18 protein-coding genes and 1 pseudogene are annotated in these 24,004 nt (G+C 59.2%); 13 read left to right on the forward strand and 6 right to left on the reverse strand.

Annotation, left to right across the window (positions count from 1 at the left end):
* Together CLV41_RS18520 and fghA are read left to right on the forward strand one after the other, a co-directional pair.
* A pseudogene (locus tag CLV41_RS18520) lies at window positions 1–159 on the forward strand (S-(hydroxymethyl)glutathione dehydrogenase); the annotation flags it as partial.
* Window positions 160–318: 159 nt separating this feature from the next.
* Entirely contained in the window at window positions 319–1,152 is an 834-nt protein-coding gene (gene fghA / locus CLV41_RS18525) for an S-formylglutathione hydrolase (protein ID WP_103223925.1), read from the forward strand.
* A 10-nt stretch (window positions 1,153–1,162) separates the two neighbouring features.
* On the opposite strand, the gene CLV41_RS18530 is transcribed toward fghA, so the two are convergent.
* The 5 genes from CLV41_RS18530 to CLV41_RS18550 all read right to left on the reverse strand — a co-directional run bounded on the left by CLV41_RS18530 (window position 1,163) and on the right by CLV41_RS18550 (window position 7,036).
* Window positions 1,163–2,239 carry a lysophospholipid acyltransferase family protein gene (locus CLV41_RS18530; protein ID WP_103223926.1) on the reverse strand — a complete coding sequence of 359 codons (1,077 nt, stop codon included), beginning with the start codon at window positions 2,237–2,239 and terminating at the stop codon, window positions 1,163–1,165.
* Complete coding sequence (locus tag CLV41_RS18535; RefSeq protein ID WP_208987594.1) at window positions 2,236–3,537, reverse strand: cytochrome P450; 1,302 nt, start codon at window positions 3,535–3,537, stop codon at window positions 2,236–2,238. Before CLV41_RS18535 ends, CLV41_RS18530 begins: the two co-directional genes overlap by 4 nt.
* A 293-nt stretch (window positions 3,538–3,830) precedes the next feature.
* On the reverse strand, window positions 3,831–4,241 hold the full coding sequence (locus CLV41_RS18540; RefSeq protein ID WP_103223928.1) for a DUF423 domain-containing protein: 411 nt from the start codon (window positions 4,239–4,241) through the stop codon (window positions 3,831–3,833).
* Window positions 4,242–4,252: 11 nt separating this feature from the next.
* Window positions 4,253–6,292 carry a M3 family metallopeptidase gene (locus tag CLV41_RS18545; protein ID WP_103223929.1) on the reverse strand — a complete coding sequence of 680 codons (2,040 nt, stop codon included), beginning with the start codon at window positions 6,290–6,292 and terminating at the stop codon, window positions 4,253–4,255.
* A gap of 135 nt (window positions 6,293–6,427) precedes the next feature.
* Entirely contained in the window at window positions 6,428–7,036 is a 609-nt protein-coding gene (locus tag CLV41_RS18550) for a pyridoxamine 5'-phosphate oxidase family protein (RefSeq protein WP_103223930.1), read from the reverse strand.
* A gap of 477 nt (window positions 7,037–7,513) precedes the next feature.
* On the opposite strand from CLV41_RS18550, the gene CLV41_RS18555 reads away from it, so the two are divergent.
* The 7 genes from CLV41_RS18555 (at window position 7,514) to lhpI (ending at window position 15,274) form a co-directional block, all read left to right on the forward strand.
* Window positions 7,514–8,857, forward strand: coding sequence for a substrate-binding protein (locus tag CLV41_RS18555; RefSeq protein WP_208987595.1), 1,344 nt, complete (start codon window positions 7,514–7,516; stop codon window positions 8,855–8,857).
* Between the two features lie 214 nt (window positions 8,858–9,071).
* Window positions 9,072–10,100, forward strand: coding sequence for a branched-chain amino acid ABC transporter permease (locus CLV41_RS18560; RefSeq protein ID WP_103223931.1), 1,029 nt, complete (start codon window positions 9,072–9,074; stop codon window positions 10,098–10,100).
* Window positions 10,101–10,104: 4 nt separating this feature from the next.
* Window positions 10,105–11,241 (forward strand): branched-chain amino acid ABC transporter permease, encoded by a 1,137-nt coding sequence (locus tag CLV41_RS18565; protein ID WP_103223932.1) that lies wholly within the window; start codon window positions 10,105–10,107, stop codon window positions 11,239–11,241.
* Between the two features lie 11 nt (window positions 11,242–11,252).
* Window positions 11,253–12,008: an ABC transporter ATP-binding protein gene (locus CLV41_RS18570; protein ID WP_103223933.1), complete on the forward strand. Its 756-nt coding sequence runs from the start codon at window positions 11,253–11,255 to the stop codon at window positions 12,006–12,008.
* The gene (locus CLV41_RS18575) at window positions 12,005–12,784 is read left to right on the forward strand and encodes an ABC transporter ATP-binding protein (protein WP_103223934.1); all 780 of its coding nucleotides are present in this window, start codon (window positions 12,005–12,007) and stop codon (window positions 12,782–12,784) included. Before CLV41_RS18570 ends, CLV41_RS18575 begins: the two co-directional genes overlap by 4 nt.
* A 265-nt stretch (window positions 12,785–13,049) precedes the next feature.
* On the forward strand, window positions 13,050–14,165 hold the full coding sequence (locus tag CLV41_RS18580; protein WP_235867181.1) for a calcium:proton antiporter: 1,116 nt from the start codon (window positions 13,050–13,052) through the stop codon (window positions 14,163–14,165).
* A gap of 164 nt (window positions 14,166–14,329) precedes the next feature.
* Window positions 14,330–15,274, forward strand: coding sequence for a bifunctional Delta(1)-pyrroline-2-carboxylate/Delta(1)-piperideine-2-carboxylate reductase (gene lhpI, locus CLV41_RS18585; RefSeq protein ID WP_103223935.1), 945 nt, complete (start codon window positions 14,330–14,332; stop codon window positions 15,272–15,274).
* Window positions 15,275–15,280: 6 nt separating this feature from the next.
* On the opposite strand, the gene CLV41_RS18590 is transcribed toward lhpI, so the two are convergent.
* Entirely contained in the window at window positions 15,281–16,132 is an 852-nt protein-coding gene (locus tag CLV41_RS18590) for a GNAT family N-acetyltransferase (protein ID WP_103223936.1), read from the reverse strand.
* A gap of 340 nt (window positions 16,133–16,472) precedes the next feature.
* Between CLV41_RS18590 and CLV41_RS18595 the strand changes: the two genes are divergently transcribed.
* The 4 genes from CLV41_RS18595 (at window position 16,473) to CLV41_RS18610 (ending at window position 23,930) form a co-directional block, all read left to right on the forward strand.
* Window positions 16,473–19,187, forward strand: a complete 2,715-nt coding sequence (locus CLV41_RS18595) for a caspase family protein (RefSeq protein WP_103223937.1) — start codon at window positions 16,473–16,475, stop codon at window positions 19,185–19,187.
* Between the two features lie 309 nt (window positions 19,188–19,496).
* Window positions 19,497–21,119, forward strand: a complete 1,623-nt coding sequence (locus CLV41_RS18600) for a caspase family protein (protein ID WP_103223938.1) — start codon at window positions 19,497–19,499, stop codon at window positions 21,117–21,119.
* Window positions 21,120–21,312: 193 nt separating this feature from the next.
* The gene (locus CLV41_RS18605; protein ID WP_208987596.1) at window positions 21,313–21,999 is read left to right on the forward strand and encodes a hypothetical protein; all 687 of its coding nucleotides are present in this window, start codon (window positions 21,313–21,315) and stop codon (window positions 21,997–21,999) included.
* On the forward strand, window positions 21,996–23,930 hold the full coding sequence (locus CLV41_RS18610; RefSeq protein ID WP_103223939.1) for an adenylate/guanylate cyclase domain-containing protein: 1,935 nt from the start codon (window positions 21,996–21,998) through the stop codon (window positions 23,928–23,930). Before CLV41_RS18605 ends, CLV41_RS18610 begins: the two co-directional genes overlap by 4 nt.
* Window positions 23,931–24,004 lie beyond the last annotated feature (74 nt).

Here is a 24,004-nt window from a genome sequence, read left to right on the forward strand (position 1 = left end):
CGGGGCCGCACCGACGTGCCCAGGATCGTCGACTGGTACATGGACGGCAAGATCGAGATCGATCCGATGATCACCCATACGATGCCCCTGGAGGACATCAACAAGGGCTTCGACCTGATGCATGCCGGCGAGTCAATTCGTTCGGTTGTGCTTTACTGACCATCCGGCCTTGGCGGCCTTGGTTACAGGTCAGGCCGGTCACGCGGCGGTTGAGGATCGGGGCCGGAATTCCGGCAAGGTCGAAACCTGGCTGAATTCCTTTCGTTCGAAGGGAAGGCCGTCTCCGTTAAATTGTTCGAAAGATGGAAATACAGGACCATGAAAACAATATCCGAAAACAAGGTCTACGGGGGCATTCAAGGCGTTTACAGCCACATGTCGGATGCCTGTAACTGTGAAATGACTTTTGCCGTCTACATGCCGCCACAGGCCAGCAATGGGCCGGTGCCGTGCCTGTGGTATCTCTCGGGCCTCACCTGTACCCACGACAACGCGATGACCAAGGCAGGCCTTCAGGCTCACGCCGCCGAATTCGGCATTGCCATTGTCTTTCCGGACACCAGCCCGCGCGGCGAGGGCGTGGCCGATGACGAAGCCTATGATCTGGGGCAGGGGGCCGGTTTCTACGTCAATGCCACTGAGTCCCCCTGGAAACCCCATTTCCAGATGGAAACCTACATCGCCAGCGAATTGCGCGATCTCGTGACCGAGAAATTCGAAGTCTCGGTCCATCACGGTATTACGGGGCATTCGATGGGCGGTCACGGAGCCCTGACCCTGGCGATGAAATATCCGGGTCACTACCAGTCTCTTTCCGCCTTCGCGCCGATAGCCAATCCAAGCGGGTCGGATTGGGGCCGCAAGCAGCTGGGAGCCTATCTTGGCGGCGACGAGAGCATCTGGGCTGCTCACGACGCCTCGATACTGTTGAAAGACAAGGGTTGGAGCGGCGACATCCTCATCGATCAGGGGGCGGACGACCAGTTCTATGATCTCCTGAAACCGGCTTCGCTCGTCACGGTGCTGGTGGACACAAAGACCACTCATGAATACCGGCTCCAGCAGGGCTACGACCATTCCTATTATTTTGTCTCGACCTTCGCGCGGGACCATGTCGCCTGGCATGCGGAGCGGCTGAAGAGCAGGTCTTGAGGTAGATACCTCAGCTTTGCAGCTTTTCGGCGTTCTTGCGCGCAAGCTGTTTCGCGTAGGGGGTTTTGTGAAAACTTTGCGGCAGCCGCAATTCGCCGAGCATGTACCATTCCTCGATATGATCGAGGACGACCGGCTCGAAGATCCGGTTGAGTTCCTTGATCGTGTCCGGAATTTCATAGGCTAATTGGGGGCCGGGCCGCTCGATGCCGGGAAGAATGACCAGTTTGAACCGGGCCGGGCCTGTCCGGGCAAGGTAGGTCGGAACGAGTGTGCCACCGCAGGTATTTGCAAGCTTGACGGCGACGACGGCATTGCCTTTGTCCGGTAGCTTTCTTCCAAAGAGCGGCAGGTGAACCTGCTTGTCGCGAACCTCGTCGATGAAGATGGTCATGGAATATTGTCCGGTCGCCATCAACCGGCGAAGAAGGTAGGCGCTGCGTTGACCGGGCGGGAAGAGATACTGATTTCTTTCCTTGCGGATTGCATGGACGATCCGGTTCTTGAAACGGTTCGGCTCTGGTTGAAAAGGTCCGATACTGGGACCGGCAAGGCCTTCATGAATGGCGACGAACAACGCTTCCCATGTACCCAGATGCATGGATGTGAAAATCAGCGGTCCACCGGCGTTCCGCGCGGCCTCGAGATTCTCGAGCCCTTCAATCTCTATGTGAGAGTTCTTCCATAACCTGTTGACAATGCTAAATTCAGAAATGCTCCGACCGACATTCTGCCACCAACTGTGAAGTCCGGCTTCTTCTTCCGTCTCGCTCCGCCAGCCACCCTGCGTCAATTCGGAAAAATTGCGTTTGATACGGTTCGGGAAGAGTTTGTTGCGGTAGGACCAGCGCACCAACGGCGTGATCGCCTTGCCGAAGCCGGAGACGAATTCCGCGGGACAGCGTTTCAGCCCCGAATGGAAGATCGTGTTGAGAACGCCATCCTTGCTATGCCGGAGCCAGTAGAGCCTGGCCCTGTCGCGCCGCTTCTGATCGTTTGACAGCAATTCGCGCAAAGGTGGCGCGTCAGGTTCCTCGGCGAGTGTTTGCCGAAAGGGAATGTCTTCCAGCCGGGCCGGTTTTTTCATGCCCGACGGGGATGCAGGGTCATGGGCAGACAGTCGCCGGGGCGCAATGTCAGCCGGGCGACCGGCTGGACATCCGTGCCTTCCTTCAGCTTCAGGTCAAAACTCTGCGCCAGTATGGCAAGACTGAGAATGGCTTCCGTCATGCCGAATTGCAGCCCGGCACAGATGCGCGGTCCGATGCTGAAAGGCACATACCCGTATTTGTTGGGCTTTTTGGCCTTGGGATCGAGAAACCTTTGCGGATCGAACACATCTGGTTTCGACCAGAGCTTCGGATTGCGATGCATCAGCCAGGGTACCACCATGACCAGGGAGCCCTTGGCGAACCGCTTGCCGCCGATTGTAGTGTCGGCCATGGCTTCGCGCGCAAGGATCGGCACCGGCGGATAAAGCCGCAGTGTCTCCTCCACAACGGCCTTTGTATAACGCAGGCTGGCCACATCCTTGAAGGTCGGCGTTCTCCCGGCGAGCACGGTGTCGAGTTCGTCTTGCAGTTTCTTGCGTGCCCGGCCGCACTGGGAGAGGAGGAACCAGGCCCAGGCAAGCGTGTTGGCAGTCGTTTCGTGCCCGGCCATGAAGATCACCGCGGCTTCACTGCGGATTGCATCCCGGCTTAGCGGATTGCCGTCGTCGTCGCGGGCCTCAAGAAGACCACCGATGACCGAGGCTTCACCCTTCTGTTTTTGCGCGTCATAGCTGTCGATGATTTCATCCAGCACCGTCATGATGCGCTTGACGGGCTTCTTGACGGATCTGCCGCGGATGCGCGGCAGCCATTCGGGCAGGCCGAAGAGGGAAAACAGGTCGATCTGGTCGATGTGGCGCTGATATTCGGAAAAGCCCTGAACCACCTCTGCGGCGTAGTCCTTGCCGAGCTGGCGCCCGAAAATCGTCCGGCTGATGATTTCCGCGGTCAGATGGGCCATTTCCGCAAGCGCATCGATCTGCGCGCCGTCTCCCAGTTTTGCCCAGTCGGCGCGTTTTTCGTCGATCGTGTCGATCATGATCGGCGCGAAGCCCTTGACGCGCGAGCCGTGAATGATCGGCGCGACGATCTTGCGGCGCTTCGCCCAGGTTTCCGTGTCGCTGATGAACAGGCCGTCACCCAGCAGCGGTGCCAGCGCATGCCGCATCTGCGGGCTTTTGCGCTGCAGGACTTCGTGATTTGTCTGGAACGCCTCGCGTACGACATCCGGCCGGTTACAGATCACCAGGTCGCGGGTAAAGATCTTCTTGTTCCTGAGACGGCTTTGAAAATCATCGAGGCCCCAGATCGACAGGAAGTTCCGTTTCGCCAAGCCGATAAGAGTCCACACCGGAGGCATCTGCTCATACCGGAACGGATAGGGGGGTACAAATTCACTGGCCGGGGAGGCCGCGGGTTTCCCGACCTTTTGAGCACCGTCAGGTTTGGGCACAATCACAGTCACAAATAAATTCCAGATTTACAGGTCATGGCCGGATCAAACTGCTTTCATGTGGACTTTCATGGAAGCGAAAAAGTCGACCGAACTTAAAGTGTATGAGCACCTGGTCTGCGTTCGTTCGAACCGTGAATGCTCCGCGAAATAATCCGTCCGCCCGCTTTTACTCACTTGGGTCTGACACGTAAAGCGCTGAGCGCGAGCACCAGCCAGCCCAGGATCACCAACATGCCGCCGATCGGTGCGGACATGGAGAACAGTCTCTGCTCCAGGATGATGCGTGAGAACATGTCTCCGCAAAAAAGGGTCAGCCCCGCAGTCATTAGAAGGACGACCAGGGGCAGAAACAGCACCTTGCGTATCTGGGCGAGAACACCGAGCCCGAGAAACACCGGCGCATGCAGCAAAAGCATCTGTGCCGCGGTTTCCAGGAGCGCCGATGCCGCCGCATGCGCCGACAGCGCCAGACTTGCTACGCCGAGCGCACCGGAAAGGCCGGACAGGACAAGGCCGAGCCGCAGGAGGACTACTGTCGGTCCCTCCGGATTGGACTGGCTTTCGTAACGCAACGCTTTCATCGGTGCTCCCCTCAGGCGGCAAAGCCGCGTTTTTCCAAAAGGGCGTCGATTTTCGGCGCGCGTCCCCGGAAGGCCACATAGGCTTCTTCGGGGTCCTGCCGCCCACCCGCCGAATAGATGTGGGTCAGAAGCTTTTCAGCCATCTGCGGATCGAACGCGTCCCCTTTTTCCCTGAAGGCCTCAAAGGCGTCGGCGTCCATCACCTCGGACCACATGTAGCTGTAATAGCCCGCGGAATATCCGTCGCCGGAAAACACATGCTGAAAGTGGGGGATACGGTGGCGCATCGTGATTGCCCTGGGCATGCCGATCGTGTCGAGTTCCCGGCGTTCGAATTCAGCGACATCGAGCCCTGACGGATCGTCCAGCAGGTGCATTTCAAGATCGACCAGCGCGGACGAGATATATTCGACCGTCTCGAAACCCTTGTTGAAATTGGAGGCGGCCAGCAGCTTGTCGAGCAGCGCCTTCGGCATCGGTTCTCCGGTCCTGTAGTGAACCGCGAATTTGGACAGGATTTCCGGTTCCGACAGCCAGTGTTCGTAAAGCTGCGAAGGAAGTTCGACGAAGTCGCGCGCGACGCTTGTCCCGGAAATGAACGGATAGGTCACGTTCGACAGCAGGCCGTGCAGACCGTGGCCGAACTCGTGGAACAACGTGCGCGCGTCATCGAAGGTCAGCAGGGTTGCTTCCCCCGGTGCGCCTTTGGAGAAATTCATCACATTGACGATGATGGGCGTAACGTCCCCGTCCAGCTTGTGCTGGGAGCGGAAAGCGCTCATCCAGGCTCCGGACCGCTTCGACGACCGCGCGAAATAATCGCCCAGGAAAAGCCCGACATGCTTTCCGTCTCTCTTCACCTCGAAGACGCGAACGTCGGGATGATAGACGGGGAGGCCTTCGATCTCCTCAAAGGTAAGGCCGAAGAGGCGGGTTGCGGTGTCGAAGGCTGCCTGAATGATATTGTCGAGTTGCAGGTACGGCTTTATTTCCGACTCGTCCAGATCGTGGTCGGCATTGCGAACCTTTTCGGAATAAAAGCGCCAGTCCCACGCTTCGATATTGTGGTTTTCGCCGTGGTTTTGAGCCATTTGGGAAAGTTTGGCCTCTTCCTCGCGCGCCTGGGAAACGGCGGGCGCCCAGACCCTGGTCAGCAAGTCCCGCACATTGGCGGGTTTTTTTGCCATTGTGTCGTCGAGTTTGTAGGCGGCGAAGTTTTCAAAGCCGAGGAGCCTTGCCTTCTCCGCCCTCAGCGAAAGCGTTTCGTTGATAATCTGCCTGTTGTCGGTTTCGCCGCCCTTTTCACCGCGCGCTGTCCACGCCTGGAAAGCCTCTTCGCGCAAGCTCCTGTTGGTGGAAAATTGCAGGAAGGGCTCTATGGACGACCGGGAGAGGGTGATGACATGCTTGCCTTCCAGGCCGCGTTCTTTCGCGGCCTCCGCAGCCGCGCCGAGCAGGAAATCGGGCAGTCCGGCCCGGTCCTGATCTGTTTCCAGGACGAGCTGATAGTCGGACTCATCCTTCAGGATGTTTTGTGAAAACTGCGTGCCCAGGGTCGCAAGGCGCTGGGAAATTTCCGCCATCCGGGTTTTGCCCGCCGCGTCAAGACCGGCTCCTGCCCTCTGAAACATCTTCAGGTAACGCTCCAGGACCCGCATCCCCTCATCATCCAGCTTCAGGGTTTCGCGCTTTTCCCAGAGTGCCATGACCCTGTTGTAGAGCTTTGCGTTCAGGAGCATGTCCGAGGAATGTCTGGCCAGCTTCGGCGAGATATCGCGTTCTATCTTCTGAAAGGCAGCGCTGGTATGGGCTCCGGTGAGATTGAAGAAGGTCCGCGCGACGCGAGAGAGCTGCTCGCCGGATTTTTCCAGGGCGGCGATCGTGTTTGCGAAGGTTGGCTCGGCTTCCTGATTGGCGATCTCCTCGATCTCCTTGCGGGCATCCGCCATCGAGACATCGAAGGCCTCTTCGAAATGGGCCGGTTCGATCTCACCGAACGGCGGCAGTTCGAATGGAGTGGTCCAGTCGGCAAGCATCGGATTTGCGGTCATGAAGGTCCTCTGGGAAGGGTTTAGGCTCGGTACTTCAGATATGGTGCGGGATGAGAAGTTTCACAGGCTGTCCGCGGAAAGACTCCGAAGTCATATTGGCGCCGGCGCAACGCGCCATTCGGATTGTCGCAGGTTTTACCACATGCTTTTTGCCGCGCGTCCGGGCCAGGCTTCATCATATGTCTTGCCGTCAAAACTGTCGCTGATTTCCTGCATTATCGACCCCGGGGTAGGCAAATCCCTTTTGGACACCTGAACGGCCGGATCCCACAGGCGCGCCCGCATGATCGCCCGGGCGCATTGAAAATAGGCCGTATCTATCGTGATGACGATCACCGACCGGGGCTGCTTGCCCTCCTTTTCAAAGGATGCCAGCAGTTCCTGACCGACGGAAACCACCGCCGTGCCGTTGATGCGCAATACATTGTTCCAGCCGGGGATCATGAACATCAGCGAGACGCGGGGATCGCGGACGATGTTGCGCAGGGAATCGATCCTGTTGTTTCCCCTCCGGTCCGGCATCAGCAGGGTCTTCTCGTCCTTGATGCGGACAACAGCTTCGTCGTCGCCTCTGGGTGAGCAATCCAGGCCCTCGGGACCGCACGTTGTCAGGGAGCAGAAGGGCGAGGCTTCGACGATTGTCCGGTAGGCGGCACTGAGATGGCCGATTTCCTTTATGATCGAAGCTTCAACAGGTTCACCGTAATGCGCGTGAAGCTCGTCGAGAGACGTCAGAATAGTCATGAGCGAGGCTGCCTCTTGCCGGGAAATCCTGTGGAAGGTGTGATGGAAGCGACCATATCTTTCAGCTGGTGCCAGCGTCAATTTCCCTGAGCGTAGCAAAATCGCCAGCGATGCCTAGGACTTTCGTCTAAGCCGGCGTGTGCCGCCGGAATTATCTCGGTCCGGGCAGGAGATTTCGCAGCGCCAAAAGTATTTCAACTAAGTGTATGTATAAAATAGAGAATATCAATGCTGCATTGCAATATAATTACGCGGTGATTAGCCGTATTTACTTCGAAAGTCTAATAAGCTTGTAGCGGATGCGCGCCGATAGTCGTATTGCTGAATTGCAGTTCATTTTTTTACAGTCCCCGCAGCTTGCAATTTTGGCACGGAGGAGCCGGGGTTCCGGACGGGGAACAGCCAGGATTGCTTGCGGCTGAACAGCCACAGCAGGCGTGTCCGAGGTGGACCGCCGTGCCTTTCTGGGAGGAAAGTATGAGCTTGATTCGTAAACCCCTAAACCGCCGTTCAATCCTGCGCGCCGGTGCGATGGGTGGTGCTGCCCTGGCAACACCGACCATTTTCACGAGCGGTGCCTGGTCCGCGGGCTATCTGAACGAGCCGACAGGGGCCGAAGTCGTCCTCGGCTTCAACGTTCCGCAGACCGGCGCCTATGCCGATGAGGGTGCCGACGAACTGCGCGCTTATCAGCTCGCCGTGAAGCACCTGAACGGTGAGGGAGACGGCGGTCTTTTGAACACGTTTTCGTCCAAGGAACTTAAGGGCGGTGTGAACGGCAAGAAGGTCGCTTATGTGACCGGTGACACGCAGACCAAATCCGATGCCGCCCGGGCATCCGCAAAGCGGATGATCGAGAAGGACGGCGCGGTCATGATCACGGGCGGTTCGTCCTCCGGTGTGGCTATTGCCGTGCAGTCGCTGTGCCAGGAAGCCGGCGTCATCTTCATGGCGGGCCTGACCCACTCCAACGACACCACGGGCAAGGACAAGCGCAAGAACGGTTTCCGTCACTTCTTCAACACGGAAATGTCCGGCGCGGCTCTCGCACCGGTGCTGAAGAACAACTACGGCACCGACCGCAAGGCCTATCACCTGACCGCCGACTATACCTGGGGCTGGTCGCAGGAAGAATCGATCAAGAAATACACCGAAGGCATGGGCTGGGAGACGGTTGCTGCCGTTCGCACTCCGCTCGGCGCTGGTGACTTCTCGCAGTACATCACTCCGGTTCTGAACTCCGGCGCCGATGTTCTGGTCCTGAACCACTACGGCAAGGACATGGTGAACTCCCTGACCCAGGCGGTCCAGTTCGGTCTGCGCGACAAGCAGGTCAACGGCAAGGACTTCGTCATCGTCGTTCCGCTTTACTCCCGCCTGATGGCGCAGGGTGCGGGCGAGAACGTCAAGGGCATCTTCGGGTCCACCAACTGGCACTGGTCGCTGCAGGATGAAGGTTCGAAAGCCTTCGTGAAATCCTTCGGCCAGGAATACGGCTTCCCGCCGAGCCAGGCGGCACACACCTGCTACGTTCAGACTCTGCTTTATGCCGATGCCGCACAGCGGGCCGGAACCTTCGACCCCTGCGCGATCGCGGCGGCTCTGGAAGGCTTCGAGTTCGACGGCATGGGCAACGGCCCGACCCTCTACCGTGCCGATGATCACCAGTGCTTCAAGGACGTTCTGGTCGTGAAGGGTAAGGAAAACCCGACCTCGCAGTTCGACATTCTTGAAGTTGTCGAAGTGACGCCGCGCTCGCAGGTTGAGTATCCTGCGGAAATGCTCGGTGGCGAACTGGGCACCTGCAACAACGGGGCCTGATACTTTAAAAATGGCAGCCGCCGGCGCCTTACAGCCGGCGGCTGCCGTTCTTTTTGGGGCATTCCGTTTGAGTTCTGTGAACGCAGGCTGCTCCAAATCAACCCGCTTTCGTGTAGAATCATATAAAAGCGGAACAGTTGATCGACTCCCAAAGTGTTGAAGCAACCTGCGTTCATCTGAACGCAGGTTGCTTCAGGCAAAAAGCGGCAAAACAATGGATGTGATTCTTCTACAATTGCTCAATGGGCTGGACAAGGGCGGCGCCTATGCGCTCATCGCTCTGGGTCTGACCCTTATCTTCGGAACCCTCGGAGTGGTGAACTTCGCCCATGGAGCGTTGTTCATGCTGGGCGCGTTCTGCGCGGTCACCTTCAACAAGTTGCTCAGTCTGGAGGTGGTGACCACGGATCCGACCAAAACCACTGCCTGGGGGTCTCCGCTGGAAATCCGCACACCCTATGTAGAGGCGTACCTTGGGGATTTCGGGAGCTGGATGCTCAATTACTCCGTGCCCATGTCCATACTTCTTGCCGTGCCGGTGATGCTGCTGATCGGCTTCGTCATGGAACGGGGCCTGATCAAGCATTTCTACAAACGGCCGCACGCGGATCAGATTCTGGTTACCTTCGGTCTGGCGATCGTGCTTCAGGAGATCATCAAGGCGATCTACGGCGCCAACCCGATCCCGCAGTCAGCACCTGAATTGGTGCGCGGCGCGGCTGATATCGGGTCTATCTTTGGTTTCGATCCCGGCGTTATCGTCTACCCCTACTGGCGAATGGTTTATTTGGGCTTTGCCGGTGTCGTGATTGCCGCGGTTTTCGCCTTTCTGCGATTCACCACCTTCGGAATGGTCGTACGCGCCGGAATGGCGGATCGCGATACGGTCGGTCTTCTCGGTATCAATATCGAGCGGCGCTTCACGGTTGTCTTTGCAATCGCAGCCGTCGTTGCGGGACTGGCCGGGGTCATGTACACGCCGATCCTGCCGCCGGACTATCACATGGGCATGGACTTCCTGGTTCTCAGCTTTGTTGTCGTTGTGGTCGGCGGAATGGGCTCGCTGCCGGGTGCCGTCGCGGCCGGCTTCCTGCTTGGCATCCTGCAATCCTTCGCTTCGATGAACGAAGTGAAGGCGATCCTGCCGGGCATCGATCAGATCATCATATATCTTGTTGCAGTGGTCATTCTTCTCGTGCGTCCGCGCGGGCTGTTTGGCCGCAAAGGCGTCATGGAGAACTAGAAACATGACAACCAAAACTTCTCCCATGCGCGACATGATCTTTTTCTTCGTCTTTGCCGTCGCTGTTCTCACCATGCCGGTCTGGCTGGCGCCGATCGGTGCCGGCTATCCGGACCTGCTGCAGAAATTCGCGATCTACGGTCTGTTCGCAACGGGCTTCAACCTGCTCTTCGGCCTGACAGGATACCTCTCCTTCGGACACGCCGCGTTCCTCGGGGTTGGCTCCTACTCGGCTGTCTGGGCTTTCAAGCTACTTGGCATGAACCCGCTACCCGCGGCGATCATGGCCGTGATCACGTCCGGGCTCTTCGCCCTGGCAATCGGCTATATTTCTCTGCGCCGGTCAGGGATCTACTTCTCGATCCTGACGCTCGCTTTCGCGCAGATGTCCTACAACCTGGCCTATTCCGTGCTGACGCCGATCACCAACGGGGAGACCGGCCTGCGGGTATTGCGGTCCGATCCGCGTCTGTTCGATTCCTCAAGCGCGGTGGATGGCCCGCTGATCGCCAACCTGTTCGGTATCGAGATGACCGGCTATGCGGGGTTCTATTTCTGCGCGGTCGTTCTGCTGATTGCCTTCTTCATCGCCCAGCGAATCTTCCGCTCGCCCTTCGGCATCATGCTGCGGGCGGTGAAGACCAACCAGAACCGTATGAACTACACCGGACTCAATCCGCGCCCCTATACCCTGGCAGCCTTTGTGATCTCCGGCATGTATGCCGGTCTGGCCGGTGCCCTTCTGTGCATCACCGATCCGCTGGCCGGCGCGGAGCGCATGCAGTGGACAGCTTCGGGCGAGGTGGTCCTGATGACCATTCTCGGTGGCGCCGGAACCTTGCTCGGCCCGATTTTCGGCGCGGCGCTGATCAAGTATTTCGAAAACATCTTCTCCGCTTTCAACGAACAGACCCTGCATGAGATTTTCGGGTTCCTGCCCGATTTTCTCGAGGGGCCGGTCGTCTCGGTGACCGGTCTGTTCGTCGGTGAAGGCTGGCACCTGACCCTTGGGGTCCTGTTCATGCTGATTGTGATCTTCCTGCCGGGCGGGCTGATGGAAGGCTTTTCCCGGATCGGGCGCCTGTTCAAGCGCTCTTCCGGAAAGTCGGGACCAGGCAGTGCCACCGCGCCAGCCGAGTAAGGAACTCATTGATGGAAATTCTCAAAGTCTCGGGCGTGAACAAGGCCTTCGGCGGCCTCAAGGCCCTCAACAACGTGAACCTGGCTGTCGAGGAGGGCACGGTTCACGCCATCATCGGGCCCAACGGCGCAGGAAAGTCGACACTGCTGAACTGTTTCGTCGGCCGTCTGATCCCCGATACCGGTACGGTCATGTTCGGCGATACTTCGCTGATCGGACTCAAGGCGCACAAGATCAATCAGGCAGGCGTCTCGCGGGTGTTTCAGACGCCCGAAATCTTCAGCGATCTTACGCTCCTGGAAAATGTCATGATTCCAACCATGGCGAAGCGGGACGGCGAGTTCGCCCTCCATGCCTTCAAACGCCTTGATCGGGATGCCGAGATTCACGACAAGGCCATGCACATGCTTGAGGATGTCGGCCTTGCCGAAAAGAAGGACATCGTCGCCGCTTCCCTGTCACGCGGCGACAAGCGCCGCCTGGAACTTGCCATGTGTCTGGTTCAGGATCCGAAGCTGCTTCTGCTGGACGAACCGACCGCGGGCATGTCGCGCGCCGACACCAACAACACGATCGACCTCCTGAAACGCATTGGCGATCGCGGGATCACCAAGGTGGTGATCGAACACGATATGCACGTGGTTTTCTCGCTTGCCGACAAGGTCAGTGTGTTGGCGCAAGGCACTGTGATCTGCGAAGGCAAGCCGCAGGAGATCAAGGGTGATCCGCGCGTTCAGGAAGCTTATCTGGGAGGAGCACACCTGTGACCATCACTGAAGACCAGTTCTCGGGCAAATCCGCGCCAGGCGTGCAGCCGCGCAGGGCGCAGGGAGCCGCGCCGGCGTTCTTTTCGGCCTGGAACGTTCACGCCTATTATGGTGAAAGCTATATCGTCCAGGGGGTGAATTTCGACGTTCGGGAAGGCGAGATTCTGGCCCTGCTCGGCCGCAACGGTGCGGGAAAGACGTCCACTCTGCGGACAATCGCCCGCATGGACAATCCCAATCTGACCCAAGGCGAAATCTGGCTTGATCACCAGCCGCTGCACGAAATGAAGAGTTACCAGGCGGCAAGGTTGGGCGTGGGACTTGTGCCGGAAGACCGTTGTATTATTTCCGGTCTGACTGTTGAGGAAAACCTCCAGCTGTCCCAGATCGCCGAACCGAAGGGCTGGTCGATCGAGCGGATCTACGACCATTTTCCACGCCTTGCGGAGCGCCGGGGGCAGGACGCCGTGACCATGTCCGGTGGCGAGCAGCAGATGCTGGCTGTCGCGCGCATCCTGGCACGCGACATCAAGCTGCTTCTTCTGGATGAGCCCTACGAAGGCCTGGCGCCTGTGATCGTGCAGGAGATCGAGCGTATCCTGGAAGGCGTCAAGGAACTGGGCATAACCACCATCATCGTCGAGCAAAACGCGATTGCGGCCCTTCATCTGGCCGACCGCGCGGTGATTCTGGACATGGGCGAGGTGGTTTTCGACGGTGCGGCACAGGAAGTGCTCGATAATGCCCAACTGCGGCAGGAGTATCTTGCCATCTAGGTCAAACGGCTTTTGCGTCACTTCTCGCGAAATGGGAAAAGACGAACCGAAACAATGCGTAACATGAGTTGTAGGCATCCGGAAACTGGATATCCCGAACCATAGTCGCACCTCGGACCAAAAGGCCGGCGCATTCCGCGCCGGTCTTTTTTTGTGGACAGTTTTGTCAATAGTGGGTGTGCTGTATCCGCCTGTTGCGAGGAAAAGCGGCGGCGGCCTATAGTCCGATCGCCGAATTTTGGAATTCACCAACCGGGGATGGCCCGTGACCGTCTTTAGAACCGAATTGCCCAGCCTGGTAGGCTTTCTTGTGTTCGCCGCCTTTACGCTGGCAGGTGACAGCCTGAAACCTGAAATGGTTGGCGTCGGCGTGTCGCTCGTCCTTTTGGGCGTGATTTTCGCGGCCGTCTTGTGGTGCGCCTTTTCGGTGGTCCGGCATGCGGGCTGCCTTGCTTCGATCTTCGGTGAACCGTTCGGCACCCTGATACTGACCCTGGCCGTGATCGGCATCGAGGTCGCCCTGATCGTTGCGATCATGTTGTCTGGCGACGCCACGCCGACGCTGGCCCGCGAAACAATGTTTTCCGTGGTGATGATCGTGCTGAACGGACTGGTCGGGTTGTGTCTTCTTCTGGGCGGTTTGCGTCACAAGAACCTGACCTACAATCTGCAGGGCGCGAACGCGTTCCTGTCGGTTCTGGTGCCGCTGGCGGTCTTCGCCCTTGTCCTGCCGAGATTGACGCAATCCGCTCCGGGAGGCGAACTTTCAAAACTTCAGACCGGCTTCGAATTGGTCATGTCAGTTCTGCTTTATGGTGTCTTCCTGGCCATGCAGACCGTTACCCACGCCAAATTCTTCCGTCAGCCGGATGTTACCGAGGGGAAAGTCGAAGAAGAAGACCATGGACATCACGGCGGCGAAGTCCGGTCCATACCTTTCCACATCGTGGGGCTTTTCGGCGCGCTGTTGCCGATCATTCTGCTTTCCAAGAAACTCGCGCTTTATGTGGATTTCGGCATGGATGGACTGGGTGCTCCCCTGGCGTTGAGCGGCTTCATTGTCGCCAGCCTCGTTCTCATGCCGGAAGGCCTGAGCGCCTTGCAGGCTGCGGTCGCAAACAGGCTTCAGCGGGCGGTCAATATCTGCCTCGGCTCCGCTGTGGCAACCATCAGCCTCACGGTTCCGGCAGTGTTGCTTGTTGCGTGGGTAATGGATCTTGAAGTTGAACTGGGGCTCGACACGCCGGAAATCATTCTCCTGCTCCTGACGCTTGTCGTGAGCATGCTGACCTTCGGCGCCCGGACAACCAATTATCTGCAGGGCGCGGTTCACCTGGCGCTGTTCGCGGCCTATGTGATGATGATTTTCGATCTGGCCTGACCCGGGTGTGCTGTCGTTTGAACGAACACACGATGCTCTAACTCTTTTGGATCGATCAACTTTTGGATGCTCAATCGATGCCGATGGAACATCCGTTGATCCAGACCTGGCGCGGCTGAATATGATTTTCAGCCGGCCATGTGACCGATACAGATTGGCCCTTGATGCTGCTCCTGTCTGAAGACCAAACCCGGGACGCCTTGCCTTTTCCGGATCTGATCGATGCGCTGGCGGAAATGTTCCGTACCGGCTGCGAAATGCCGACGCGCCATCATCACGATATGGAAGTTCCCGGAGAGCCGGACGGAACAATGCTTTTGATGCCCGCCTGGCTGCCGGGGGGCTTTGCCGGCGTAAAGGTCGTCAATGTCATGCCGGGCAACTCGAAGCGCGATCTGCCGGCCGTCGCCGCGCAATATCTTCTGTCCGATGCGCGGACCGGCGCCATGCTGGCCCTGGTTGACGGCGGCGAACTGACTGCCCGCCGCACCGCCGCAGCATCCGCCCTTGCTGCCCGTTATCTGGCGCGTTCCGACGCCCGGCATTTGCTGGTGGTGGGAACCGGCCGTCTGGCGGCCAATCTGGTGGCTGCCCATATGGCGGTCCGGCCGATTGAGGAAGTCACCATCTGGGGACGTTCCCTGGAAAAGGCCGAAGCGCTCGCACGGGACCTCAGGGTGCGGTTTCCGGTGGCAATCCAGGCTGCCGCGAGCCTGGAGGATGCGCTCGGCAATGCGGACATCGTCAGCGCGGCGACACTGTCAACCGAACCTCTTATCTGCGGCAAAGCCGTGAAACCGGGCACCCATGTGGATCTGGTCGGCGCGTTCAAGCCCACCATGCGCGAAAGCGACGATGACCTCATTCGGCGCGCGCGGATTTTTGTCGACACGCGTGAGGGGTGCCTCTCCGAGGGAGGCGACATTGTTCAACCGCTTAACTCCGGAGTTATTTCGAAGGCCGACGTAAAGGCGGATCTTTTCGAGCTTTGCAGGAAAGAACATCCCGGCCGTCAGTCCGGCGAGGAGATTACCCTGTTCAAATCTGTCGGCGCGGCCCTGGAAGACCTGGCCGGCGCGATCCTTGCCTACCGCAATGCGGAGCGGTGATCGCGTTCAGCCGAGCTCAAAGGTCGTGATGCCGAACATCTGATCTATCGGCAGGTCCGGAGCCGCGCCGCGATACATGCGAAAGGTCTCGAATTCCGGCGAGAGCTCGTATTTTTCCGCAAGCAGCAGCGCGGCCGCGTTGGGTTCCGGCGTATCCAGAACGATCGTCTGGCCCTTGACCTGCCCGGCGAGCGCGCGGAAGAGCGTATCGGCGATTTCAGGGGTGTCGGCGAAGAGCGGCCCGATCTTGAAACCTTCATCGCACTGGCGAATGACACCAAACCCTTTCACCACGCCATCTTCGGCGAAGGCGAAGCCGCGGCGGGTTTCAAGCATCGGCGCCGTCCAGAGTTTCAGGAACTCAACCCGTGGGCCTGGAAAGAACCGTTGGTCGTAATCCAGGATCGCCGGGAAAATTCCCTGGCCGAGTGGTGCTATTCGTGGATCCATCGGTGTGTCGCACAGGGAAATGCCGGCTTGGCGGATATTGCGGTAAACCGGCTTGAAGCCATGTTCGGCATAACTGGCGGTCTGTTCCTTGACCGCATCGAGGCCCAAAAGCCTGGGTCCGAGATAGTCCAGGGCTTGCTGCCAGATCCGATGGCCGTAGCCTTTCTGGCGGTGGCCGGGCCTGCAGATGTAAAAACCGATAAAGCCGAAATCGTCGCCGTACCGCACGGCGGAGATGACGGCGACGAGTTCGCCTGAAATCTCGCCGGCGAGAAAGCCGTTCGGATCGGCCGCATAAAATGCCGGGCCGTCCTCTAGTCCGGGATTCCAGCCTTCTTCCCGCGCCATCTCCAGGGCGATCTGCATTTCGTCCACCCGCAGGCGACGGATCTCAAGTGTGTCGGACATATGCTCTCCGGGCTTCCGGTTTTCTGCTTGGGCCGCGTCAGAGTAAAATGACTCGCATGGATTTGAAAACCGCCGGAAGCCTGCAAACCGCAGTCGGAAAAGATAAAAGCCGACTTTCAGAGGGAACCCGACTTGCGTCCAGCCAGCAAGTGTGCATCACTTTACCAAAGGTAATGCTCTCATCCATTTCAGCTAATTCAGAGAATTATCTCGGGCATCAATCAATTTCGGGGGCATCGGCGGCAATCGGGCCGGACCGGAACCGGTGTGCGGTTCGTCACAGACCGGGGATGGCTCGAGGGTCTAAAAGAGAAGTACGGATTTCAGCGCTGAGGACGTCATGACGAAACGGTACAATCTGTCTCTCGATACTCAATCACCCACCCACGTGGTTTCGAAGCCCGCCGCCCGCTTGCGGCGCGCCGTGCGGTTCGGACTGCTCAGTCTTCCGCTCGGACTGGCGCTGGCAGGGTCGTCTGCACTCGCGGCCACTCCACAGGAAGCAGGCCGCAGGGTCGCGCTCGTGATCGGCAATCAGGACTACGAGCATGTGGAACCCCTGGTAAATCCGCTGAACGACACCAAGGAAATTTCGCGGATCCTGCAGGAAGCCGATTTTGACGTCACTCTCGGGATGAATCTCGACAAGAAGGAAATGGAGGAGGTCGTTCGCAAGTTCCTTCGCGAACTCAATGATGGCGACACGGCGCTTTTTTACTATTCGGGCCATGCCCTTCAGGTCGGCGAAGCGAACTTCATTCTGCCTGTCGATGCGAAACTGGCGTCGCAATACGACCTTGAATTCGAAAGCCTCAAGGTCTCCCACCTGCTCGACTACATGAAAGCCGCCTCCAGCCTGCAGATCGTGATGCTGGATGCCTGCCGTGACAATCCCTTCGAGATCGCAAGCCTGTTCTGGGGGGAACAGGAATATGCGCTCGGGAAGACAAGAGGTCTTCGCCGGATCCCCAACAAGCTTGGAACCTTCATTTCCTATGCCACCCGTCCGGGCCAGGTCGCCTATGACGGGGATGGTCCGATGAGCCCGTTCACATCCTCCGTTGTCGGCAACGCCCTCGATCCGAAGCTCGAGATCAAGGACCTGATGACCAGGGTTCGGGACGAGGTTGTCCGCAAGACCGGGGGACAGCAGATCCCCTATGAAGACTCAACGCTCGTCACCAACTTCTATTTCGTCCCGCCCAAGCCGCAGCCGATCGTTACAGCGCATCACCGCGTCAGTGTTCCGGTTGGCGACACAGCGGTCGCGCTCAACATTCCGGAACCGGTTCAACCGGAAGGCGGAACGCTTGAAGCCAAGCTGACGTTGTCACCGGAAAAGGGAGAACTGCGGCTTCCGGACGGCAAATCCGTCGCCGAAGGCGATGTTCTCAAGGCTAAAGAACTTGCCGCTCTTCAATTTGTTCCAACCGGCGCCGATGCCGGCAATGTCGAACTGATCGGCTACGAAGTCACGGACCAGTGGGGCAGCAGTATCTCTGCCATTGCCTCGATCACGGTCGCACAGGCGTCCACTCCCGTGGTGGAAGACGATCTGCAGGAAGACCGGAAGGCACGTCTGGCGACGCTGCTGGCCTGGCTGACGGAAAGATCGGCCGCAGGAGCTGTCGAGGCGGAAATCGGTGTTGGACCGGTTGAGATCTTTCCCGAAGCGCCGGTGGAGGGACTTCCGGCAACGAGCGACTGGCTGAAAGTCGCCTCCGTCGATGCCGATCTGCAGCTTTCGTCCGAAGGCCGTCTGCTGCAGTCCGGCGACCGCTTTCCCGTCTCGGCGCTGGCGTCCCTTACGGTCCGCCCCCAGATTGGCAGCGAGCGGGAAGCGCGAAAATTCGCGCTTGACCTCCCCGACGAAGCCGACGGCACGTTCAAGACCGTCACCCAGATTGTTCAGCCGCGCGTGGACCGCTGCGATCAACTGGCAACGCAGCCGTTTGATCTTCAGGCCGTCACGGAAGGGCGTTTGGCGAACGACCTCGATCCCCAGGCGATCGATACGGCTTGCGCCGATGCAATGAAAGCCTATCCGGAAATCGGCCGCTTCGTGTTTCAGCGCGGGCGCGGCGCTTTCGCGGCCGGCGATCTCGATCAGGCGATAGCCTATTTCGAGCGTGCCTATCAGATGGGTCATGTGCGAGCCGGTCAGGTGCTCGGGCGTATGTATTTCCTCGGCGCCGGAATCGACCGGGATCGGGAAAAGGCCGTGGAACTGTACCGCAAGGCGGCCGAACGCGGCGACGCCTATGCGCTGCATTCGCTCGGACTGGCCGAGATCAGGGGAGACGGGACGGCCCAGAATGAAAAGGACGGACTGGAAAAACTGCTGCAATCCGTCGAGGCCGGGCACACGTTTTCCTACAACGCCATCGGCGGTTTCTATCTGAACGGCGAACACGTGGCCGAGAACCTCGACAGGGCCGTTTATTATTACAACAGATCCGCCGGGCGAAACGACATTTACGGCTTCTTGAACATGGGAACGCTTTTCCGCGATGGCAAAGGCGTGCCGCAGGATTATGAGGCCGCGCTCGGTTGGTTTAAAAAGGCCCACGAAGGCGGACATCCCGCTGCGGGCACCGCCATTGGACTGCTTTATTTCAACGGCCAGGGCGTGGAGAAGAATGTCGGTGAAGCGACCAGATGGTTCCGCGAAAGCGCCATGCGCGGCGACGCCTGGGGTGCCTTCAACACCGCGTTCATGCTCGCCCGGCAATCGGGAGAAGCGGCCGGTCGCGACCGGATCAGAATGCTGGCCATGACCGTTGCGGTGGATCCGTCCTCACAGGCGGCCGGGCAGGGCGAGGAGGCACTCGGCAAGGCGGACCGGACGCTCAAGGCCAAGGTGTTGCAGCAGGCTCTGACGGATCTCGGCTACGAACCCGGGCCGGTGGATGGCCGGCCGGGAGGGAAAACCCGGGATGCCCTCACAAGTTTCTTCAAGGCTTCCGGACGGCAGCCTGTTCAGGGCGACGAAGCATTGATCGCTTTGGTCAAGCATCAGTGGGAACTGAACCGTCCGCGCTACGATTTATTTTAAGGAGAAGTATAATGAAATTATCACTGCATTTGCTGCCCATGGCAGGACTATCCGTTTTGATGCTTGCCGGGTGTCAGACACAGCAAGGCGCGACACCGCAAGCGGTCAGCGCGCAGCCGGCGCGCGCTCAAGCTCAACGAGCACCAGCAAGGGTTCAGCCCGCGACCACCCCTGCTCGGGTTCAGCCCGCGACCACTCCTGTCTGCGACTCGTTCAGCAACTCGCCACTTTGCAGTGGCGGTGACAGCCCCGGCGGTGGCGGCGGCGGTTCCTGGGGCTGACCCGCACACTTATTGAAGAGACCATCCCATGGGTATTCCGTTTCATTTAAGAGCGGGGCAATTGCTGGTGCAATGTGGCCTCGGCCTCCTGTGCTTTCTGCCGCTCGCCGTCCCCTCAGTGGCGGGCGAATGGCGGGCTCTTGTCATTGGCGTCGATGCCTACGAGCACGTCTCGCCGCTGAAAGGCGCGGTCAACGATGCGCGCGATATTGCCGAGACGCTCGAATCGGCCGGTGTGCGTGACCTTACGGCGCTCTATGACGGCGAGGCGTCCCGTGCCGCGGTGCTGTCTTCCTGGCAGGCACTGATCTCCCGTGCCGGTCCGGACGATGTCCTTGTTTTGTCCTATGCGGGACATGGCGCCCAGGAGCCTGAATGGCTGGCGGGTTCGGAAGAGGACGGGTTCGACGAAGTCTTCCTTCTGGCCGGGTTCGATGTGAGCGCACCCGGGAACGGCGAGCGTTTGCGCGATGACGACGTGGCCGCCATGCTGCGTGCCGCCGGGGGACGCAGCGTTCTGGTTCTGGCCGACAGCTGTCATTCCGGGACCATGACGAGATCGATCGATCCGCGCATCAAGCGGCTCGGAACGCGGCTGGTCGGACTGCCGCCGTTTAAAGACGATGTATTGAGATCCACACCCTTGCCGCCGGACCTGGCGCGTGCGGGCACCCCCGGTGAAGATCTCGAAGACCTCGACAATGTTATTTATGTCGGCGCGACTGTCGATGGCCAGGTGATCCCGGAACTGCTCATTGGCGGCAAACCGCGCGGCGCGCTGAGCTGGGCCTTCGCACGCGGGGTGGAGGGAAGAGCGGATCTGGACCGCGACGGCGGCATCTCCATGGCTGAACTCAGCCGGTTCCTGAAGGAAACCGTGCGTGTGGCAACGGAGGGCCGTCAATCCCCGAGCCTCAGCATCGGCGGCGAAACCCGCGCGGCGGTGCTGCCCAGGGTAGATGGCGCTATTTTTGACCGGAACACAAACGGCCTGACGCTTGCCGCGAGCACAGAAACCGCCAATCCCCTGCTTGAAAGCCTGTCCTTGCAGTATGAGGGCCGCGTGAAGGTCATTGGCGAGGGAAGCGCGGATCTCTTCTGGGATGTGGAAGAAGGCGATGTGCTGACCAAATTCGGCGATGTGGTTCTGCAGGGTGGGGCCGGGAATGCCGACCGCTTTTCCGAGGTGGTGAACAAATGGGTCTTTCTCACCGATCTTTATGCCTTGTCCAGGGACCTGCAGCCGATTGAAGGCACGTTGCAGCCCGCCGTCGGCCATATCCCCGAAGGTTCGCCCTTCAAGGTTGGTCTGACGTCGGAGCAAAATGGATATATGGCCGTCTTCGCGCTTGAGGCGGACGGGACGCTGCGCCTGCTGGCCCCGGACAGCATCGCGGATCCTCTCGGCAGGGATACATCCGTTGAGGCGGACAAACCCTATGTCCTCAATCTGCGCGCGGCCCTTCCGTTCGGAGCCGATCATATCGTCATGGTGCGCTCGTCCAGTCCCATGCCCCGGCTCGTCGGCGTTCTGTCCGCGCTGGACGGACGGCCGCTCAATGCCGAACTGCTTCCCCAGATGCTGAAACTGATTGGCGAAACCGCCGATGGCATCGGCATTGCGGCTGTTTATACGGAGCCCGCCGGGTAGCGCGGAGATGGAAGCGATAGACGCGTATCCCGTTGTTGCCTAAAACCCTTTTATGTGACCGTAGCCACACTTGTACCGCCATTCCTCTGTTATAACGGAGCACATGAACAGCGCTGGACTCGACAGGAGCACAGGCTGCCATTTGACAAAAGACGTGGACCAGAGACTTGGACCAAAGACTTGGGAGACAGTCATGACGCATTCGCTAATACGCGCCCGTGTCCGGAAAAGCCTTTACGCCACCGGACTGGCGGCGGCTTTCACATTCGGGATTGCCGGCATGGTGGGTCCGGCACTTGCTGACCCCATCGCATTGATCCTCGATAAATCCGAAGCGGTTCAGGTTTCGGCCTTTACGGAACTGATGCCTGGAGATGTGGTCGAGCTGGGCGCCGACGGTTATATCGACCTTCTCGACTACGCCGCCTGTCAGGAAGTGCGCGTCAAATCGGGTAAAATCTCCGTTTCTTCTTCGGGATATGCCCTGGATGGCGGACAGCAGGAGGTTCTGCGCGCCGGCAATTGTCTCCAGGCCGATAGCGGCTCCGGGTCCGAAACCGCGGACAAGGGATTGACCGTCACGCTGCGCGGTCTGGCGCTTGAGAACAAGAAGGCGGCTTCGCTGATGCTGCGCTTCGACGACAGGCTGCGCGACCAGTACGACACGGTCTTCGTTTCCTTCGCAGGCGGACAGCCCAAGCGGTTCGATGTTCTGGACAACATCATGACCGAAATGCCGGACAGGGACGCCGAAAATGAAGCCGTTGATGTCGAGCTGTTCCTGCAAGGCAAGGCTCCGGACTATGGTGTGGTCATGCGTAAATTCACGATTGATCCGGCGCAGGTCGGGCGGAAAACCGCTGTTGTCATCGTGAAATGACATCGGGCGGCCGGATTGCGGACGCAACCCTTGGCCGGAAGACGCTTTTTGCCGTCATCGCCCTTGCAGCGGTATGTACGGGCATCGCCATCGGTTTAACCGCCAAAAGGGCAATCTGGGAAGGTTGGGTCACGGACCGGCTTTTCCAGATCCGCGCCATGCTGACGTCAGGGCAGGAAACCGCCCCCGCGCCCGTGGTGGTGGTCGGCCTGGACCAGATTGCGCTTAACTCCGAACGGCTCGCTCCGATCCCGCGTGTCCTGATGACCCCGGTCATGGCCGAGGCGGGGCAAGCGGTCCTCGACGCCGGAGCTCTCGCGCTGGGCTATGATTTCGTTTTCGCCTACAGCGCCGATGCCTTTACGGACCTTGAGACCGGCGAAGCGCGCCTGAAAGGGTTTGACCAGCCGTTCCAGAGATTTCTCTACCGGAACAGGGGCAGGGTCTTTATCGCGCATACCGAAATTGGCGTACCGCATCGTTCCTTTTCCGCTGCCGCCGGCGCGGGCGGCGTGCGCTCAGTGACCGTCTCGGCTGAAAATGACGGTGTCGTGCGCAGGCATTCTCCCAATCTCCCGTTATCGGAATCGTCCTCTCTCATTGACGCCTTGATAAGCGCGGCCGGTGTCGAGGTTCCGGAGGCCTACACTGCCATTCCGTCCGCGAAACTTGCAGCTTCCACGCCGTATCTGTCCATGCTCGATATCTTGACGATGCAGGAAACCGAAGCCGGCAGGGAGGATCTGAAGCGGTTCGTTGACGGCAGGATTGTCCTGTTCGGCGGTTTGCTGCCCTATGAGGACGAGCATCTTTATTCTGACCGCTTCCTGCCGCAAACACCGGCTGATCTTTCGCAAACCGGGGCAAGCGGACGTCCGCGGGTGCAGTCCTATACCGCCGGGGTTTTCATCCTGGCGGACCTGATCGGCGCGGCGTTGTCGGACCGCATGGCGGTCGCGCCTTCCGCCGGCACGCTTCCGGCCCTGGCTCTGGTTTTTTCTGTCGCCGGCGCCGCCACCGGTCTGCTCCTGCCGCTGGTTACTCTGCCATTCATGGCGCTCGGCGGTGTTCTTGCCGGTCTGGGGGTCAGTCTGGCGGGCCTGGAGATTGATGTGCTGCTGTCTCCGGGCGTGGCGCCCGTGGCCTGTGTCAGCGCGATGATCGTCGCCGGTATCGGCAAGGTCGGTATCCTGCAGCGCCGACAACGTTCGCTTGTGCGGCTTTTCGGTCATTACCTGGCGCCGGACGTCATCAAGCAGATGGCGCAGTCGGAACAGTTGCCGGAGCTCGGCGGCGATACGCGCAACGTGGTTGTCGCGTTCATCGACATTGTCGGCTTCACCAAGATGTCCGAGAAACTCGCCGACAGAGATGTGGTCCGGGTGGTCAATTCATGTTTCGACGCGATCGGCCAGGTGATCACCTCGCATCAGGGATATATCGACAAATATATCGGAGACGCGATCATGGCGGTATGGAACGCACCCAATATCGTTGAAAATCCGGAAAAGGCCGCGGTCGATGCCGCCCGTGACATTATCGGCAAGCTGGATCATATCCGGGAAATCACCGGGCAGCCGCCGCTGGATCTGCGTATCGCGCTCAATTCCGGACCTGTCCTGGTCGGCGACATCGGCGGCGAGCACCGCCGCTCCTTCACGGTCATGGGCACAACCGTCAACACCGCGAGCCGGATCGAAGCCGTCGCCAAGGACAAAAAGGTTCGCCTTGCCGTCAGCCAGTCAGTTGCCGAAAAGCTTCCCGGCTCTTATCCCGTGGCGGAAATCTGGTCGGGCCAGTTGCGCGGCCTCAGCAGTGACATATCGGTGTTCACACTGGATATACCCGAAATGTATATGGAAAAATCAGGCGATGGTTCTGTTGGCAAAGATGGGAAGAACCGCAGCAAGCTGCTGAATTTTCCCCGTTGATCGTTCTTTAAATGTTAGAGCATCGTGCGTTCGGATGAACGCACGATGCTCTAACAGTCCCTTGAATAGAGGAT

This window comes from Roseibium marinum, assembly GCF_002906165.1.
GTDB classification, from domain to species: Bacteria; Pseudomonadota; Alphaproteobacteria; order Rhizobiales; family Stappiaceae; genus Roseibium; species Roseibium marinum.

Coding starts and splice junctions, on each gene's coding strand:
- CLV41_RS18540 (WP_103223928.1), bottom strand. CDS start 4,241: ATGAAAGCGTTGCGTTACGAAAGCCAGTCCAATCCGGAGGGACCGACA.
- lhpI (WP_103223935.1), top strand. CDS start 14,330: ATGCTGCTCCTGTCTGAAGACCAAACCCGGGACGCCTTGCCTTTTCCG.
- CLV41_RS18550 (WP_103223930.1), bottom strand. CDS start 7,036: ATGACTATTCTGACGTCTCTCGACGAGCTTCACGCGCATTACGGTGAA.
- CLV41_RS18530 (WP_103223926.1), bottom strand. CDS start 2,239: ATGAAAAAACCGGCCCGGCTGGAAGACATTCCCTTTCGGCAAACACTC.
- CLV41_RS18595 (WP_103223937.1), top strand. CDS start 16,473: ATGACGAAACGGTACAATCTGTCTCTCGATACTCAATCACCCACCCAC.
- fghA (WP_103223925.1), top strand. CDS start 319: ATGAAAACAATATCCGAAAACAAGGTCTACGGGGGCATTCAAGGCGTT.
- CLV41_RS18560 (WP_103223931.1), top strand. CDS start 9,072: ATGGATGTGATTCTTCTACAATTGCTCAATGGGCTGGACAAGGGCGGC.
- CLV41_RS18555 (WP_208987595.1), top strand. CDS start 7,514: ATGAGCTTGATTCGTAAACCCCTAAACCGCCGTTCAATCCTGCGCGCC.
- CLV41_RS18605 (WP_208987596.1), top strand. CDS start 21,313: ATGACGCATTCGCTAATACGCGCCCGTGTCCGGAAAAGCCTTTACGCC.
- CLV41_RS18565 (WP_103223932.1), top strand. CDS start 10,105: ATGACAACCAAAACTTCTCCCATGCGCGACATGATCTTTTTCTTCGTC.
- CLV41_RS18600 (WP_103223938.1), top strand. CDS start 19,497: ATGGGTATTCCGTTTCATTTAAGAGCGGGGCAATTGCTGGTGCAATGT.
- CLV41_RS18545 (WP_103223929.1), bottom strand. CDS start 6,292: ATGACCGCAAATCCGATGCTTGCCGACTGGACCACTCCATTCGAACTG.
- CLV41_RS18590 (WP_103223936.1), bottom strand. CDS start 16,132: ATGTCCGACACACTTGAGATCCGTCGCCTGCGGGTGGACGAAATGCAG.
- CLV41_RS18610 (WP_103223939.1), top strand. CDS start 21,996: ATGACATCGGGCGGCCGGATTGCGGACGCAACCCTTGGCCGGAAGACG.
- CLV41_RS18570 (WP_103223933.1), top strand. CDS start 11,253: ATGGAAATTCTCAAAGTCTCGGGCGTGAACAAGGCCTTCGGCGGCCTC.